The sequence below is a fragment of the Limnobacter olei genome, assembly GCF_029087225.1.
Lineage (GTDB): Bacteria > Pseudomonadota > Gammaproteobacteria > Burkholderiales > Burkholderiaceae_B > Limnobacter > Limnobacter olei.
On the sequence record NZ_JARFJD010000018.1, the window covers coordinates 18876 to 33498 of the forward strand.

The 14623-nt window shown below is 53.4% G+C and carries 17 protein-coding genes; 12 read left to right on the forward strand and 5 right to left on the reverse strand.

All coding sequences use genetic code 11. The features are described 5' to 3' along the window. Positions 1 to 11: 11 nt before the first annotated feature. Complete coding sequence (locus tag PY990_RS11995) at positions 12 to 452, forward strand: response regulator (protein ID WP_008251752.1); 441 nt, start codon at positions 12 to 14, stop codon at positions 450 to 452. Here PY990_RS11995 and flgN read toward each other — a convergent pair. From flgN to flgA, 3 genes are all read right to left on the reverse strand, one after another. Next, positions 427 to 942: a flagellar protein FlgN gene (gene flgN, locus PY990_RS12000; protein WP_275271801.1), complete on the reverse strand. Its 516-nt coding sequence runs from the start codon at positions 940 to 942 to the stop codon at positions 427 to 429. The genes PY990_RS11995 and flgN overlap by 26 nt on opposite strands. 16 nt (positions 943 to 958) lie before the next feature. Continuing rightward, positions 959 to 1249: a flagellar biosynthesis anti-sigma factor FlgM gene (gene flgM, locus PY990_RS12005; protein ID WP_275271802.1), complete on the reverse strand. Its 291-nt coding sequence runs from the start codon at positions 1247 to 1249 to the stop codon at positions 959 to 961. Between the two features lie 114 nt (positions 1250 to 1363). Then, positions 1364 to 2068 carry a flagellar basal body P-ring formation chaperone FlgA gene (flgA, locus tag PY990_RS12010; protein ID WP_105028610.1) on the reverse strand — a complete coding sequence of 235 codons (705 nt, stop codon included), beginning with the start codon at positions 2066 to 2068 and terminating at the stop codon, positions 1364 to 1366. A gap of 191 nt (positions 2069 to 2259) precedes the next feature. On the opposite strand from flgA, the gene flgB reads away from it, so the two are divergent. The 11 genes from flgB to flgL are packed head-to-tail and all read left to right on the forward strand — an operon-like array spanning position 2260 to position 11809. Beyond that, positions 2260 to 2712 (forward strand): flagellar basal body rod protein FlgB, encoded by a 453-nt coding sequence (gene flgB, locus PY990_RS12015; protein WP_275271803.1) that lies wholly within the window; start codon positions 2260 to 2262, stop codon positions 2710 to 2712. 16 nt (positions 2713 to 2728) lie between these two features. Beyond that, positions 2729 to 3151, forward strand: coding sequence for a flagellar basal body rod protein FlgC (flgC, locus tag PY990_RS12020; protein WP_008251757.1), 423 nt, complete (start codon positions 2729 to 2731; stop codon positions 3149 to 3151). A gap of 13 nt (positions 3152 to 3164) precedes the next feature. Then, positions 3165 to 3836: a flagellar hook assembly protein FlgD gene (locus PY990_RS12025; RefSeq protein WP_008251758.1), complete on the forward strand. Its 672-nt coding sequence runs from the start codon at positions 3165 to 3167 to the stop codon at positions 3834 to 3836. A gap of 27 nt (positions 3837 to 3863) precedes the next feature. Next, positions 3864 to 5177, forward strand: coding sequence for a flagellar hook protein FlgE (gene flgE / locus PY990_RS12030; protein WP_275271804.1), 1314 nt, complete (start codon positions 3864 to 3866; stop codon positions 5175 to 5177). A 25-nt stretch (positions 5178 to 5202) separates the two neighbouring features. Beyond that, positions 5203 to 5940 carry a flagellar basal-body rod protein FlgF gene (gene flgF / locus PY990_RS12035; protein WP_171098277.1) on the forward strand — a complete coding sequence of 246 codons (738 nt, stop codon included), beginning with the start codon at positions 5203 to 5205 and terminating at the stop codon, positions 5938 to 5940. A 13-nt stretch (positions 5941 to 5953) separates the two neighbouring features. Further along, positions 5954 to 6736 carry a flagellar basal-body rod protein FlgG gene (flgG, locus tag PY990_RS12040; RefSeq protein ID WP_275271805.1) on the forward strand — a complete coding sequence of 261 codons (783 nt, stop codon included), beginning with the start codon at positions 5954 to 5956 and terminating at the stop codon, positions 6734 to 6736. Positions 6737 to 6784: 48 nt separating this feature from the next. Continuing rightward, complete coding sequence (locus tag PY990_RS12045; RefSeq protein WP_275271806.1) at positions 6785 to 7474, forward strand: flagellar basal body L-ring protein FlgH; 690 nt, start codon at positions 6785 to 6787, stop codon at positions 7472 to 7474. A gap of 13 nt (positions 7475 to 7487) precedes the next feature. After that, positions 7488 to 8633: a flagellar basal body P-ring protein FlgI gene (locus tag PY990_RS12050; protein ID WP_171098282.1), complete on the forward strand. Its 1146-nt coding sequence runs from the start codon at positions 7488 to 7490 to the stop codon at positions 8631 to 8633. Then, on the forward strand, positions 8634 to 9047 hold the full coding sequence (locus tag PY990_RS12055) for a rod-binding protein (RefSeq protein ID WP_171098284.1): 414 nt from the start codon (positions 8634 to 8636) through the stop codon (positions 9045 to 9047). 30 nt (positions 9048 to 9077) lie between these two features. After that, a complete protein-coding gene (gene flgK, locus PY990_RS12060) occupies positions 9078 to 10811 on the forward strand; it encodes a flagellar hook-associated protein FlgK (RefSeq protein WP_171098286.1) in 1734 nt (577 codons plus the stop codon). Positions 10812 to 10831: 20 nt separating this feature from the next. Continuing rightward, positions 10832 to 11809 (forward strand): flagellar hook-associated protein FlgL, encoded by a 978-nt coding sequence (gene flgL, locus PY990_RS12065; protein WP_171098288.1) that lies wholly within the window; start codon positions 10832 to 10834, stop codon positions 11807 to 11809. 625 nt (positions 11810 to 12434) lie between these two features. On the opposite strand, the gene PY990_RS12070 is transcribed toward flgL, so the two are convergent. Both PY990_RS12070 and PY990_RS12075 read right to left on the reverse strand, forming a co-directional pair. Further along, on the reverse strand, positions 12435 to 13064 hold the full coding sequence (locus PY990_RS12070) for a response regulator (RefSeq protein ID WP_275271807.1): 630 nt from the start codon (positions 13062 to 13064) through the stop codon (positions 12435 to 12437). Further along, a complete protein-coding gene (locus PY990_RS12075) occupies positions 13057 to 14595 on the reverse strand; it encodes a hybrid sensor histidine kinase/response regulator (RefSeq protein WP_275271808.1) in 1539 nt (512 codons plus the stop codon). The genes PY990_RS12070 and PY990_RS12075 overlap by 8 nt, the downstream gene beginning before the upstream one ends. Positions 14596 to 14623: the final 28 nt, after the last annotated feature.

Here is a 14623-nt window from a genome sequence, read left to right on the forward strand (position 1 = left end):
GGATATTTGCCATGGCTGACGTAGTACTGGTTGATGACAATTCCAATGATGCAGATCTCGCCTTGCGCGTGGTTCGCAAAACATCCTCAAGCTCCACCACGGTGTTGCTTGAGGACGGCGAACGGGCCATCGAATATTTCAAACAGCTGATGGAAGATCACCCCAAAGACAGTGCGGCCCTGAATTTGCCCAAGTTGGTACTGCTCGATCTGAAACTGCCCAAGCTGGATGGTCTGGAAGTGTTGAAGTTTCTGCGTTCACACGATGTGTTCAAAACCATGCCCATCGTGGTGCTTTCTTCATCGCGCGAAATCAGCGATGTGAAACGTTCTTATGAATTGGGAGTAAATAGCTTTGCGGTCAAACCAGTGCAATTCGATCAGTACCTGACCCGAATTTCTGCACTGGTGTCGTATTGGTTAACGATCAACGAATTACCGCGCGGGGCATAGCGCCACCGGTCAGGGCTGACTGGCTCATGCCGCCTTTGGGGCCGTAGGTGTCGCTGGCGGTTGGCTTTTGTTCAGCCACCGCAGCCGCAGTCAAAATCGAAATTCTTTCCTGCAGTCCAGCCAGTTGCTCAGTCACCAGCTCCCCGTTTGTTTTGTTCAAACGCTGTGCGTGGGCCAGTGTAGTGCGCAGTGTGGAGTAAGTGCCCAACAGGCGGGGCTCATAGGCAGCAAGTACGTCAACCCAGAGCGCGATACCGTCCATATTGGGCTGAAAGCCCTCAGCCTTGGCCAATTGAACGTTGTTCAGGTAACGTTTTTCAAGCTCCAGCATCATGGCTTCCTTGCGAAGGGCCAGGCTGTTCAGCTCAGTGGTTTGCAGTTTTACAAGGCACGCCTGTTCTTCAAGCAAGATATCAACCAGCGCCATGGCCATGTCACATTCATAAGCCAGATTGCGGTATAAATTTTTTGCTGCGTCAGCGTGCGACATAATCTTCAATCCTCGGTTACTTTTGACCAAGCAACTCGCGAGCACTTTCAATCACCTTGGCGGCAACCGCTTCGGCATTGACCTTGAACTCGCCTTTGCTAATAGCCTCTTTGATCTCGGCCACTTTCTCGGCATTGAACGGAGCACCTGCAGCGCTCAGCTCACTGGATTGTCCAGAAAGCTTGGTTACCGCACCTTCCGAACTGGTTTTCTCTGTGGAACCAACCGATGCTGACTTGCTGCCACCTTGTGGCTTGGTCAGTTTGTCAATCGGGTTGCTTCCCGGGTTTATTCTGTTAATACTCATGATGTCCTCCGCGTTGGGCAGAGCCTAAGTGGGTTTCGTATGTTTTCTTAACGGCTCGATTCCACCTAACTTTAACGAATTCTCGAAAGAATTCCTACTTTTTGAGGATCCCCCCTACAAACTAACCTCAACCAGTAGTGCATCTCGCGCCACACCGTGAAGTATCTTGCCCTGCGAGGTTTTGATTTTTACCACCTCGCCCAGCTCGGCTTCACCCATGGCCACCGCAGTGCCACCAATTGCAAAGCCGGGGCCTTTCATCATCACTTTCACCGTGTCGCCGTTTTTCACCAAGGCCTGCCCGCGCAAATGGTCATGTTTCAACAGGGTACCTGGCCACAATTGGCGGGCTGCTGTTTTGTTGTTTAAATGTGCAAGCTCGCTGACCCAGCCATGGCTCAGCTGGCTTAAATCCATGGTTCGAAATTCAACATCATTCAATCCCAGCGTTTGGCCCGATTGAACAGTGCCTTTCACCACCAGCACTGGCGCCCACACTTTCACGTCTACGCCCACAAAAAAGGGAGCTGTGTCTGAGCCCACACATTGCACGCGCACATAAGTACGCCCCCACATTTTGTTGCCTGCCGAATTGGCAAACAGTGCAGCGGGGCATTGCAGGCTACCGATTCGTTCATCGGCTTTTACAAACTTCACATCCACACTTGCGCCAGGTGGCAGCAGGGCGGGGTCCACCAGTTCACTTAGCTGGGCTTCAGTCACCCAGCGAGAACTGTCGGCTTGTGCTGCGGTGGCCTGAGTAAGCCCCAAGCCAAAAAGCACTTGAAATGCGATGTTAAAAAAAGTGTGAAATTTCATTCAAGTTTTGGGCGTAGCCGCCGTAAATGTCACTGTAAGAAACAATTCCTGCCTCGATGACAACATCCTAGGCGGGAGCTTGCTGCACCCTAAGCAGAAAAAGAGCGCCCTTTCCCCCCTTTCTCTCCACTTTGATTTGACAGCATCAATTCAATAATCCATTCATCCGTCCGTGTATGAAGGATTAAAAGATGTTGGACAAACTCACTGATGCAATGCAGTTTTCTGCCGAAGCCCTGAAGCTCAGAGCGCGTCGGCAGGAGGTATTGACCTCCAACATTTCCAACGTAGACACCCCCAATTACAAAGCAGTCGATTTCGACTTTCAAAGCGCACTGAAAGCAGCCACGGGCGAGAAAGGATCCATGACTGCTCCGGTCAATCCCGGCTTGGGCAATGGTGCTGGCGCATTGGCCGTCACTCACCAGGGCCACATCACCGGCAAAGGCAATGCGGGCATGAGCACGGCCGAGATGTTGCAATTTCGTCGTGGCAACAACGCGGCCATTGATGGCAACTCGGTTGACATTGACCGCGAGCGTGCTGCCTTTGCAGAAAACACAGTGAAATACGAAGCCGCCTTGCGTGCCATCAACGGAAGAATTTCCACGTTGAAGCAGGCCATGGGTTCTGGTAACCAATAAGGCTTAGGGGAACAATATGTCGCTATTCAATTCTTTCAAACTGGCCGGTGGCGCGATGCAAGCGCAAACCACACGCCTGAACACAGTGGCGAGCAACCTCGCCAACGTCGACACGGCAGCCGGCGATCCCAATTCTGTTTACCAGGCCCGCAAAGTGGTGTTCGAAGCCGTCCTTCAAAAAGCTGCGCCTGGCAAGGCCTCGCTGGCTGAGAACGTGCAGGTGAAAGACATCGTGGAAGACAAAACCGAAGCAAAAAAAATGTTCGACCCCAAGCACCCCATGGCCGACGAAGACGGGTATGTGTACATGCCCAACGTAAATGCCGTGGAAGAAATGGTCGACATGCTGGCCGCCTCGCGCAGCTACCAAACCAACGCAGAAGTAATGAACACAGCCAAACAGTTGATGTTGAAAACCTTGAACATGGGCAACCAGTAAGGAGCAATGAAAAATGACGATTGACGTAACTTCCGCACTGGGTAACAACAGCGGCACCACAGCAGCAAAAAAGAAAACCGATGAAAACAGCCCCGAAGCGATTCAGGAGCGGTTCATGTCTTTGCTGGTGGCCCAGTTGAAAAACCAGGATCCACTGGCCCCCATGGACAATGCCCAGGTGACCAGTCAAATGGCTCAGTTAAACACCGTTACCGGCATTAACACACTGAATGCCACCATGGAAGGCGTAGCAGCGTCGATCAATGCCAACCAAACAGTACAGGCCACCAGCATGCTGGGTCGCGCAGTATTGACCGAAGGCAATGATCTGAAACTGGTGGATGGCAAGGCCGTGGGATCCATGGAACTGAACCAGAGTGCCGACATTCTGCGCGTGAATGTGCTGGATGCCGGGGCGAATGTGGTGCGCACCATCGAATTGGGCCCGCAATCCAAAGGTACGCATGAGTTTGAGTGGGACGGCAAAAGCAACGACGGCAGCACCTTGCCCGCCGGCAACTACAAGTTTGAGATCGAAGCAAAAGCAGCAGGCAAAGACGCCAGCGTCACTCCACTGACCCTTTCTGTGGTTCAAGGCGTGCGCAATGCCGGCGCAGAAGGCACCAAACTTTTAACCAGCAATGGCAGCGAAATTACATTCGCCGACATCAAGCAGGTTTTCTAATTTAAAGATTTTTCCAAGGAGTCAAGCATGGCTTTTTCAGCAGGTGGTAGTTTCCAGCAGGGTTTGAGTGGTCTGAACGCAGCGCAGCGCGGTTTGGAAGTCATTGCAAACAACGTGTCCAACGCCAGTGTGGTCGGCTTTAAAGGATCAGAGGCAGAGTTCTCCGATGTGTTCGCCCGCGCGTTCAATGGCGCACGTTCCACCAACGGCATCGGCTTGGGTACCAGCCTTGCAGCGGTTACGCAAAACTTCAAGCAGGGCAATATCAATGTGACCGGTAACCCCCTGGACCTGGCCATCAGTGGCACCGGTTTCTTCAAGGTGCAGGCTGGCAATGGTGACAATATTTACACCCGCAACGGTCAATTCACTTTGAACAATGAAGGCGTCATCGTGAACTCCCGTGGCGACAAACTGCAAGGCTTCCCCGTGGATGCAGCCACTGGCCGCCCCTCCGATGTTGCCCAGGATATTCTGGTGCCACGCGGCAGCATTCCGCCTGCTGCCACCCGTTCCGCCAACCTTGACCTGAACCTGGATGCACGTGCCACGGCAATTGATCCTGCATTGGCTTTCGATCCGGCAAATTTGAACACCTTCAACAATTCAACGTCGATGACGGTGTATGACGAATTGGGTGGTGCACACATCATGGCCATTTACATGCGCAAAGAAGCCTCGAATGACTGGTCGGTGTTTGCAACGGTCGACGGTACTCAGGTCGACGTTGGCACCGCGCCCGTGGCTGTAACCACAGCACCCGCGCAATCCACAGCGGCCAGCTTGCAATATGGCGTTGACGGTCTGTTGACTACCCCCAACAGCGGAAATCTGACAGTTGACATGTCACGTTTCGTGACCGCAAGTGGTGTGCCTTTCTCTTCGACTGGCACAGCCCCAAACCAATACACGTTCGACATGAGCAACACCACCCAGTACGGCAGCTCGTTTGTGGTGCAAAACCTGGGTCAGGATGGTTTTGAATCCTCTCCATTTGCAGGTTTTGATGTGGGCGCAGACGGCATGTTGACCATCAGCTACGCCAACGGTCAGTTGGTGAATCATGCACAAATTGGTTTGTATCGTTTCCCGAATCCCGAAGGTTTGCAGCCAGTGGGTTCGAATGGCTGGTTGGCCACCAACTCCTCGGGACCTGAATTGGTGTCGCTGAGTGAAGACACCGCATTCGGCATTATCCAGTCGGGTGCTTTGGAAGAATCGAACATTGATTTGACGGCTGAACTGGTGGCCATGATTTCCGCACAGCGCGTGTATCAGGCCAACTCACAGACCATTAAAACGCAAGATTCAATTTTCCAGACCATCACCAACCTTCGTTAATGTGAACTGAAGCGGGATCGCAAGAATGGACAAACTGATTTTCCTGGCCGCCCAAGCCGCCAAAGGCACAATGTCTCGCCAAGAGAACATTGCCAACAACCTGGCCAACGTGAACACGCCCGGGTTTCGGCAACAACTTATGGCTTTTCAAAGCGCGCCTGTGACAGGCGAGGGCAGTGGTTCCAGAAGCTTTGCGGTGGAAACCAGCATTGGCTTTGACACCACGCCGGGACAAATTCAGTCCACCGGCCGGGAAATGGACGTGGCCATTCAAGGCGAGGGCTGGTTTGCAGTCAACGACGCGAAAGGCAACGAAGCGTACACCCGCAATGGTTCTTTTCAACTCGACGGCCAGGGTAATTTGGTGACCCAGGAAGGTTATTCAGTCATCGGCAGCAACGGCCCCATCAACGTGCCGCCCGACCATCGCTTGTCATTTGAAGGCGATGGATCCGTTTCTGCAATTCCCATCAGTGGCGACACCAATGTAGTTCAACTGGGTCGATTGAAGCTGGTCAACATTCCCGAAGGTGAAATCAATCGCGGCGACGATGGCTTGTTCCGCGCCGCCAACGGCGATCCTGCTGAAGCAGATTTGAATGTGCGTGTGGCTGGTGGCTTTATTGAATCGAGCAATGTGAATGCAGTGGACATGATGGTGCAAATGATCACCGCTGCCCGCCAGTATGAAACCCAAATGAAAATGATCAGCACGGCTAAAGAAAACGGCCAGGCCGCCAACAGCCTGTTTGGCATGAATTAAGGAGAAAACCATCATGATGCGTTCTTTGTGGATTGCAAAAACAGGCCTGGATGCCCAGCAAACCCAGCTGGATGTCATTTCAAACAACCTGGCCAACACAGCCACCAACGGCTTTAAACGCTCGCGTGCCGTGTTCGAAGATTTGCTGTATCAAACACTTCGACAGCCCGGTGCACAAACCACCGAGCAAACTCAGGTGCCATCCGGCTTGCAGATTGGTACCGGCGTAAAGCCTGTTTCTACCGTGCGAAATTTTGCGCAGGGCAACCTGCAGCAAACCGGCAACACACTTGATGTGGCGATTAACGGTCAGGGCTTTTTCCAGGTTCAAATGCCCGATGGCACCACCAGCTACACCCGCGATGGCAGCATTCAGATTGATGCCAACGGCACACTGGTCACTTCCAACGGATACCCAATTCTTGGCCCGGTCACCATTCCGCAAGGCGTTCAGGAAATCTCGATTTCTCAAGACGGTGTTGTTTCCGCAGTGGTGCAGGGTCAGGTTCAACCCCAGGAATTGGGTCAAATCCAATTGGCCAGTTTTGTAAACCCGGCGGGCTTGTTCAGCATGGGCCAAAACCTGTACTCCGAAACAGCAGCCTCTGGCACACCCACCCAGGCGGTGGCGGGCACCAACGGTGTGGGTTTTGTGTCCCAAGGTTTCGTGGAAACATCCAACGTGAACGTGGTGGAAGAGCTGGTGGGTTTGATCCAGGCCCAGCGTGCTTACGAAATCAATTCCAAGGCAATCTCGACATCAGACCAGATGTTACAGCGCTTATCTCAGCTTTGATTCTTGAAACATTGGGCACACTGAATGTGTTCTGATGGAGTGTATGGCATGAAAAGATTGGTACTAATCGGTTTAACGGCAGCGTTCTCGATAACTTTAGGGGCTTGTTCAACTTTCGCACCGAAAGTAGACATGCCTGCTCAAACCACCGTGCCGCAGCCGGTTCAGCAGCCAGCCCAGGTGGCCATGGCTGCACCCACAGGCAGCTTGTACAGCCCGGCCACTTATCGCCCCTTGTTTGAAGACCAGCGCGCCCGCTTTTTGGGTGACACGCTCACCATTCAAATCATCGAACAAATCAATGCCGCACAAACCAACTCCATGAGTGCCTCCCGCAGCGATTCTGCCAGCATTGATGTACCACTCATTCAGGGTTTCTTTGGCAGTCGAGATTTGCGCGCCATCAATGGCAGTGCCAGTAGCGACAAAGACTTTTCTGGCGAAGGCTCCAGCCGCGCCGCAAATACCCTGACCGGTTCCATCACAGTATCGGTTGCAAGCGTGTTGCCCAATGGAAATTTACAGGTGGTGGGCGAAAAACAGATTGGTACCAACCGCGAAGTGGAGTATTTGAAATTCAGTGGTGTGGTAAACCCCATCACCATTTTGCCCGGCAATGTGGTGCCCAGCACCAAGGTGGCCGATGCCCGCATTGAATACCGCGGAAAAGGAGCTTTGGACTCTGCCACAGCCATGGGCTGGCTAAGCCGCTTTTTCCTGACCGTATTGCCTTTCTGAACTGGACCACACCATGAAACGCATTTCCTTCCCGGAACTGAAAGACCGAATCATCAAAGCCGCCGTGTTGGCACTGACCGCGGCTGCGGTGATGGCATTTGGTACGCAGGCAGACGCACAAACCCGAATTCGTGACTTGGTCACTGTTTCTGGCGTGCGCGCCAACCCGGTGTATGGCTACGGTATTGTGATTGGTCTGGATGGCACTGGCGATCAAACCACGCAAACGCCGTTTACCAGTCAAAGCATTGTGTCCATGCTGCAGCAATCTGGCATTACCTTGCCCCCAGGCGCCAATTTGCAGCTGAAAAATGTGGCCTCAGTCATGGTCACTGCCAATTTGCCAGCCTTTGCTCAGCCCGGCCAAGCGATCGATGTAACTGTCTCGTCAATCGGCAATGCAAAAAGCCTGCGTGGTGGCATGTTGCTCATGACCCCCTTGAAAGGTGCTGATGGCCAGGTGTACGCCTTGGCCCAAGGCCAACTGATTGTGGGTGGTGCAGGTGCCTCTGCGGGGGGCTCCAAAACCGTGATCAACCATTTGTCGGCAGGTCGCATTCCAGCGGGTGCCTTGGTTGAACGTGAGGTGGCCTCGCCTTTCCTGCTTGGTGAAACCTTGCAGCTTGAGTTGACCAGCACCGATTTCTCCAACGCCATTCGCGTGGCCGAGGCGATCAACAACAACATGGGCCCGAATGTGGCTCAAGCGCTGGATGGCCGCACCATCAAGGTTCGTGCACCTTCCAACCCCAACGACCGCGTGGCATTTTTGTCGCGTGTTCAAGAATTGAGTATCAACAAAGCCATGGGAAGCGCCAAGGTGATTGTGAATGCACGCACGGGGTCTGTGGTCATGAACCAGGCCGTGATGCTTGAAAGCTGTGCTGTGGCGCACGGCAACCTCACCGTGAAAATAACTTCTACCCCAGTCATTTCCCAGCCTGCACCGTTTGGTCAGGGTGAAACCGTGGTCACTGAAGTGGCCGATATTCAAATTTCCGAAGCCGGTGGCGAGTTGATCGAAATCAAGGGCGCTGCGCAGCTGTCTGATGTGGTCAAAGCACTGAACGCTTTGGGCGCAACCCCAAGCGATCTGATTTCCATTTTGCAGGCCATGCAAACTGCTGGCAGCCTGAAAGCCGAACTCGAGGTGATCTAAATGACGCCATTGTCGAACAATCCGGTGGATACCCAACAAATGCTGTCAATGGATTCCCGCAGCCTGGAGGGTTTGAAGCGTGGCGCGCGCGCAGAGCGTGGCAGCGAGGAATTCAATGCGGCGATCGACAAAGTGGCTGTTCAGTTCGAGTCTATTTTTTTACAAATGGCTTTGAAGAGCATGCGGGATGCCACCCCGGAAGGTGGCTTGTTCACCGACTCCAGCACCAAAACTTACCAAGGCATGTACGACCAGGAACTGGTGCAAAAATTGTCGGGCAAGGGTTTGGGGCTGGCCAGTGAGATTGCCAGGCAGTTGAAAGCCGGTGCCGGCGTGGGTGGTGAGCAAACCATTTTCCCGCCGGGACAAGTTAAAAAAGACTTCCCCTCAACTTTCCCGAAAACCGACCGTTAAGTCGTTCAAGACACCAAAGGATCCTGAATTATGTCGAACTCGGTCTACGGAATTGCGCTCAGCGGCCTGAATGCGGCCCGGGCAGGGCTATCCACCACCTCGCACAACATTGCGAACAGCAACACCGTTGGTTTTAATCGCCAGCAGGTGATCCAGCAGTCGCGCCCGTCTACAGGCAGCGACATTGGCTTCATTGGGCAAGGTGTTGATATCGCATCCGTGCAGCGGGTGTATTCCGATTTCATCAACTCGCAGGAACAGAAAGCCACGTCCGACGCTGCTTTTTACAACGCCAAGGCGCAGCAAATTGCGCGTGTAGATGCGATGATCGCAGATGATGCCTCGGGCTTATCAAGCGCTTTGAGTATTTTTTTTGGTGCGGCACAAACGCTGTCGACCAACCCGGCCGACCTGGCTGCCCGCCAAAACTATTTGTCGTCTGCGGAAACCCTGAGTTCACGCTTCAACGGTTTGAACACGGTGATGGACGAACTGCGCAGTGCCACCAACTTGAAGGTGCGCGACACGGTTGAGCAACTGAACAACGCCACATCGCAAATTGCTGCCTTGAACAACCAGATTGTGACTGCCCAGAACCAAACATCCAACGGCGGGCCTCCCAATGATTTGATGGACCGCCGGGACAAATTGATTCTTGAATTGTCCGAGCAGGTGCAAACTACCCGCGTGGACATGGCGGATGGTTCGACCAACCTGTTTCTGGCGAATGGCCAGTCGTTGGTGATTGGTACTACACAGTTCAAAGTACAAACTCAGGTGGATCCTCAAGACCCACAAAACCTGCTGGTGGGAATGACCACCAATGTGAATGGCCAAGATCGCCTGTTGGCGTTCGATTCAAGCAGCCTGGGCAATGGTGCCTTGGCTGGTTTTCTCAGTTTCCGGGAAGATGAGCTGACCGAATACCAAAACACCATTGGCTTGTTGGCTGCGCGAATTGGCCAAACCGTCAACGACATTCAAACAGCGGGTGTCGACCTGGACAACAATCCGGCCAGTGCACTGTTCAGCTTCGGCAGCAGCGGCAGTTTTGTGGACGACATTTCCCGCGTTGTTCCCAATGTGAACAACAGCACGGTGAACCCCACGCAGGTTACCTTGCGTGGTCTTGATTTGTCCAAGCTGGGTCCCGCCGAATACGAAGTTCAAATTGTGGGTAGCCAACCACGCTATCGCGAAGTGGGCTCGGATGGCCCGTTTGTTCCCGCCAACCTGGTGACCGATCCCGGTGGTGACTACTATGAAATTCGCGATCCTGCCGGTGCACCCTTGCTCAGCTTTCAGTTGAACAATGCCACACCTCAGGAAGGTGATCGTTTCGTGTTGATGCCAGTGCGCGAAGCCGCATTGAATATGCGCACAGCACTTGACCGTCCATCGGAAGTTGCAGCCTCGTCGGCCGTGAATCCCAGTATCGGTAACAACGAAAACATTCTGGCGGTGGCCGCATTACAAAATTCACGCACCTTGTTTCAGTCCAACAACTCGGCAGGTGTTTCCATTTCGGATGGCTTTAACCAACTGGTCAGCCGTGTAGGCAACAAAACACGTGAATTTAATTTGGCCGCGGAGTCGCGCGAAACCGTGTTGAACCAGGTGGCCGATTCACGCGATGCCTTGCAGGGCGTGAACATGGACGAAGAGGCCGCCAACCTGATCAAGTTTCAGCAGGCCTACCAAGCCTCGGGCCGGGTGATTTCATTGTCCAAAGAATTGTTTGATCAAATCCTCAGCATGTTCTGATCGGGTTTCAAGGAAAAATTATGGCAATCGGCAGAATCAGCACCAACCAGTACTTCAAGCTCAGCACAGATCGCATGAGCAAGCAGCAGTCTGAACTGGTAAAAATACAGGGGCAGTTGGCAACCGGGCAGCGCGTGTTGAAACCATCGGATGACCCTTTGGCCATGTCGGTGGCCTTGGGTGCGAAGGCGGGTGTTAAAACCATCGACAGCTACCAAAGCAACATCACGTACGTGAACAACCAGCTGGGTCAGATGGATGTGGCCTTGCAGTCCGCTTCCGACATCATGGTGTCCATCAAGGAAGCATTTCTGCAGGCGGGTAACGCCGCGCTTAGCCCGGCCGACCGTGAAATTATTGCGCAGGACATTGAAGGCCGCATGGAAGAGTTGCGTGGCATCGCCAACCGCACCGACGCCAATGGTTACTACATGTTCTCCGGTACTTTCCAGGATCAGGAGCCATTTCAGACGCCTGGCGGCGCAGTCACCGGTACTTTCCTTGAAACCACCACTGCGGCAGCCGGTGAGGCTGTGATTGGCCGTGAAATTCAAGTGGCCAGCGGCCGTTTTGTCAACCTGAGCATTACCGGTCAAGATGCATTTGTTGACCCGAATACCAACGAAGACGCCTTTGCCATCCTTCGCGATGCAGTGGCTTTGCTGCGTAATCCTGCCTACCCAAATGGGCAAGAGGGCGCCACACCGCAAGACACTTACCTGAGAGCATTCAATGACAAGGGGGCACAACTGGATGAGATTTTTGACCAGGTTCAAATTTCCCGCACCAAGGTAGGCGTTCGTTTGCGTGAAGTGGAAACCCTGCAGCAAATCAACCAATCGGCTCAATTAGAGCTTGAGCGCGTTGCTGGCGAGGCGGTGGGGCTGGATTATGCCAAGGCCATCAGTGAGCTGTCACAGGGCCAATTGCAGCTTCAGGCTGCGCAACAGAGCTTTGCGAGTACCTCGCAGTTGACCTTGTTCAACTTTATTGGTTGAACTTGAAGGGGCGCCGTTGCTGTTTGTTGCCCACTCGGCATGGGTTACTTGTTCCGCACAGAAAATCGCTTGATCCCTTGTTGAATGGATTCTTGCTCGCCTCGCTCGGCAAAAGGGCGGGCCGAGTCTCGGTGTCGGCATGAGGCCGACCGCTGCGGATCCACTCAAACGGGGCGGTTTTCTTCAAGTGCGTCCCAAAATCCCAATACCGAGTTGGCTCAAACCCGCAGAGCGCGCCCACCTGCAAGCTCAGCTCCCGAATCTCCCGACCAACGCGCTTTCACCACCACGCAACTCACGGCTGGTTTCATCGCCCAATCGGCGGCGGTGTTTCGAGCGCCTCGCCTTCAAGAAAACCTGCCCTTGTGTGCCGAGCAGGGCCGGTGTCGCCCAGAATGGGCGACAGTGAACGAACCCGACCCGCAGTTTAGGAGGGTCGTTCTCAGGCATCGCGAGCCTCAGCAAGGGAGAAACAGGTTTTCTGGCGAGAGATCGGAACGCAAGCCGAGTGGGCGACTAATGAGCTCCGAGAGATCGGAACCCAAGCCAATTGGGCGATTAAGAAAGCTGCGAGAGAGTTGAACCCAAGCCGATGATCGGGCAGCTAACGAACGGCCGAGCAAGCTTAGATCAGCCCATTCTCCAACGCATAGCGCGTCAGTTCACCATTGGTTTTCATGCGCATTTTTTCAAGAATCCGCGCCCGGTACACGCTCACAGTCTTGGGGCTAAGTGACAGTTCATCCGCAATTTCACTTAGCTTCTTGCCCGCAGCAATCATGCGGATGGTTTGAAACTCACGGTCACTTAGCGAGGCATGCAGGGGTTTTTCGGAATCTTCAGTCAGGTGGCTCGCCAGCGATTCTGCCAGCTCAGGCGTAATGTATTTGCGACCCGCTGCAATCACCTGAATCGCGTCTGCCAGTTTTTCAGGGGCTGTATTTTTGGTCAGATACCCCGACGCGCCAGCCTTCAGGCAACGCACCGCATATTGATCTTCCGGGTGCATCGACAACATCAGGATTTTCAGGGCCGGGTATTTGTCTTTCAGAATTTTGACAATGTCCACCCCGTTTTTGCCAGGCATTGAAATATCGAGAATCGCCAGGTCAATCGTGTGGCATGTCATGGCTTTCATGATTTCCGAATATTCGCCCGCCTGGGCCACCACCTGCACAAATCCCGTGTCATCCAGCAATTGCTTCAGGCTTCCCCGAAGCAATGCATGGTCATCTGCCAGCAGCACCTTAATCATTTCCCGCCTCACCTGTCTGAATGCTTCTTGGTATGGACACCATGACCGTTGTCCCGGATCCCAAGGATCCGCTGACATCGACCCAACCCTCGAAGGCTGCAACCCGTTCTTGCATGCCACGAAGGCCGAACGATGTTTCTTTTAATTTATCAGTATTCTCGATTCCGCGACCATTGTCACGAATCTCCAGTGTTAATTCACTTTCTGTTACAAACAGTTCTACGTCTACCCGTGTGGCTTGCGCGTGTTTCACGATGTTTGTCAGTGCTTCCTGCAAAATCCTGAATAAGGCCGTGCTTTGTTCGCCATCGAGATCCAGTTCATCGACATTGCACTGGAAAACGCCCTCAATCTGGGTGCGTTTCTGAAAGTCATTCATCTGCCACTCCAGGGCAGGAATCAAGCCATAGTCCAGAATGCCGGGGCGCAAATCCTTGGCGATCCGCTGGCTACTCGCCAGCAAATGTTCAATCAGTTCCAGCATGTCATCGAGTTTTTCTTGCGCTGCAGCATCCAGAGTCATGTTCTTGTTCAGCCAGGCCACATCCGCTTTCAGCTTGGTAAGTGATCCACCCATGTCATCGTGAATTTCACGGGCTATTGCCCCGCGTTCCTGTTCACGTCTTTTCTCAAACTCGGTCGTCACAAGGCGCAACTCGGTCTGTGCATTCAGCAAACGTTCTTCGGCCTGTTTTCGATCGGAAATATCGAGCAACACGCCATCCCAAACAAACATGTTTCCACGTGGTTTGGCTACTGCATTCATGTAAACCCAACGCGATTCGCGTTTGCCGTAATTTTTGATTCGACCCTCCCAGCTCACGGGCACACCTGGTTTGGGTGGATCCATCAAAAGCTCAAAAAGGGTTGCGGCATCGTCGGGTTCAAACTGCTCAAAGAAATAATGCGGATTCTCAAGAAACAGCCTGGGTGGCACGCCAAACAGACGCACCACGCCCTCGCTCACGAACGGCACAGTAGGCCGCTGCATTGAGGGGCCTGATTGCATCTGAAAAATAATGCCAGGAATATTTTCGGCGATGGCGGCAAATCGCCGCTCGGACTCCCGCTGCGCAAGCTCGGCAGCAGCCAGGCTGCGCCGTTCATTTGCGGCGCGCAGTGAGCGCTCAATCGCAGGCACCAAACGTGCCATTTTGTCTTTCATCAAATAATCGTCGGCACCGGCACGCATGGCCTCTACAGCCACATGTTCGCCAATGCTGCCCGACACAATAATGAAAGGGATATCCAGCCCTGAGTCGCGCACCACACGCAGGGCTTCCTCTGAACCAAAACCAGGCAAATTGTGGTCAGAAATCACCACTTGCCACTCTTCGTGTTCCAGACGTTTTCGAAGGTCTTCGATGCGGTCTACCCGCGTTGCCGTGTACTTCAAACCGCCTTGTTTCAAGCGGTAACACATTAGCTCGAAGTCCGAATCATTGTCTTCAACCACCAGAACTTTCAATCCACCATCTGAAAAGTTACTGATGTCCAGCAATGACGGGGGTAGTCCTTTGGATTCACTCATTGTCTATTCGCTTGTTGTTGGTTTTTAT

Coding starts and splice junctions, on each gene's coding strand:
- PY990_RS11995 (WP_008251752.1), top strand. CDS start 12: ATGGCTGACGTAGTACTGGTTGATGACAATTCCAATGATGCAGATCTC.
- flgN (WP_275271801.1), bottom strand. CDS start 942: ATGTCGCACGCTGACGCAGCAAAAAATTTATACCGCAATCTGGCTTAT.
- flgM (WP_275271802.1), bottom strand. CDS start 1,249: ATGAGTATTAACAGAATAAACCCGGGAAGCAACCCGATTGACAAACTG.
- flgA (WP_105028610.1), bottom strand. CDS start 2,068: ATGAAATTTCACACTTTTTTTAACATCGCATTTCAAGTGCTTTTTGGC.
- flgB (WP_275271803.1), top strand. CDS start 2,260: ATGTTGGACAAACTCACTGATGCAATGCAGTTTTCTGCCGAAGCCCTG.
- flgC (WP_008251757.1), top strand. CDS start 2,729: ATGTCGCTATTCAATTCTTTCAAACTGGCCGGTGGCGCGATGCAAGCG.
- PY990_RS12025 (WP_008251758.1), top strand. CDS start 3,165: ATGACGATTGACGTAACTTCCGCACTGGGTAACAACAGCGGCACCACA.
- flgE (WP_275271804.1), top strand. CDS start 3,864: ATGGCTTTTTCAGCAGGTGGTAGTTTCCAGCAGGGTTTGAGTGGTCTG.
- flgF (WP_171098277.1), top strand. CDS start 5,203: ATGGACAAACTGATTTTCCTGGCCGCCCAAGCCGCCAAAGGCACAATG.
- flgG (WP_275271805.1), top strand. CDS start 5,954: ATGATGCGTTCTTTGTGGATTGCAAAAACAGGCCTGGATGCCCAGCAA.
- PY990_RS12045 (WP_275271806.1), top strand. CDS start 6,785: ATGAAAAGATTGGTACTAATCGGTTTAACGGCAGCGTTCTCGATAACT.
- PY990_RS12050 (WP_171098282.1), top strand. CDS start 7,488: ATGAAACGCATTTCCTTCCCGGAACTGAAAGACCGAATCATCAAAGCC.
- PY990_RS12055 (WP_171098284.1), top strand. CDS start 8,634: ATGACGCCATTGTCGAACAATCCGGTGGATACCCAACAAATGCTGTCA.
- flgK (WP_171098286.1), top strand. CDS start 9,078: ATGTCGAACTCGGTCTACGGAATTGCGCTCAGCGGCCTGAATGCGGCC.
- flgL (WP_171098288.1), top strand. CDS start 10,832: ATGGCAATCGGCAGAATCAGCACCAACCAGTACTTCAAGCTCAGCACA.
- PY990_RS12070 (WP_275271807.1), bottom strand. CDS start 13,064: ATGATTAAGGTGCTGCTGGCAGATGACCATGCATTGCTTCGGGGAAGC.
- PY990_RS12075 (WP_275271808.1), bottom strand. CDS start 14,595: ATGAGTGAATCCAAAGGACTACCCCCGTCATTGCTGGACATCAGTAAC.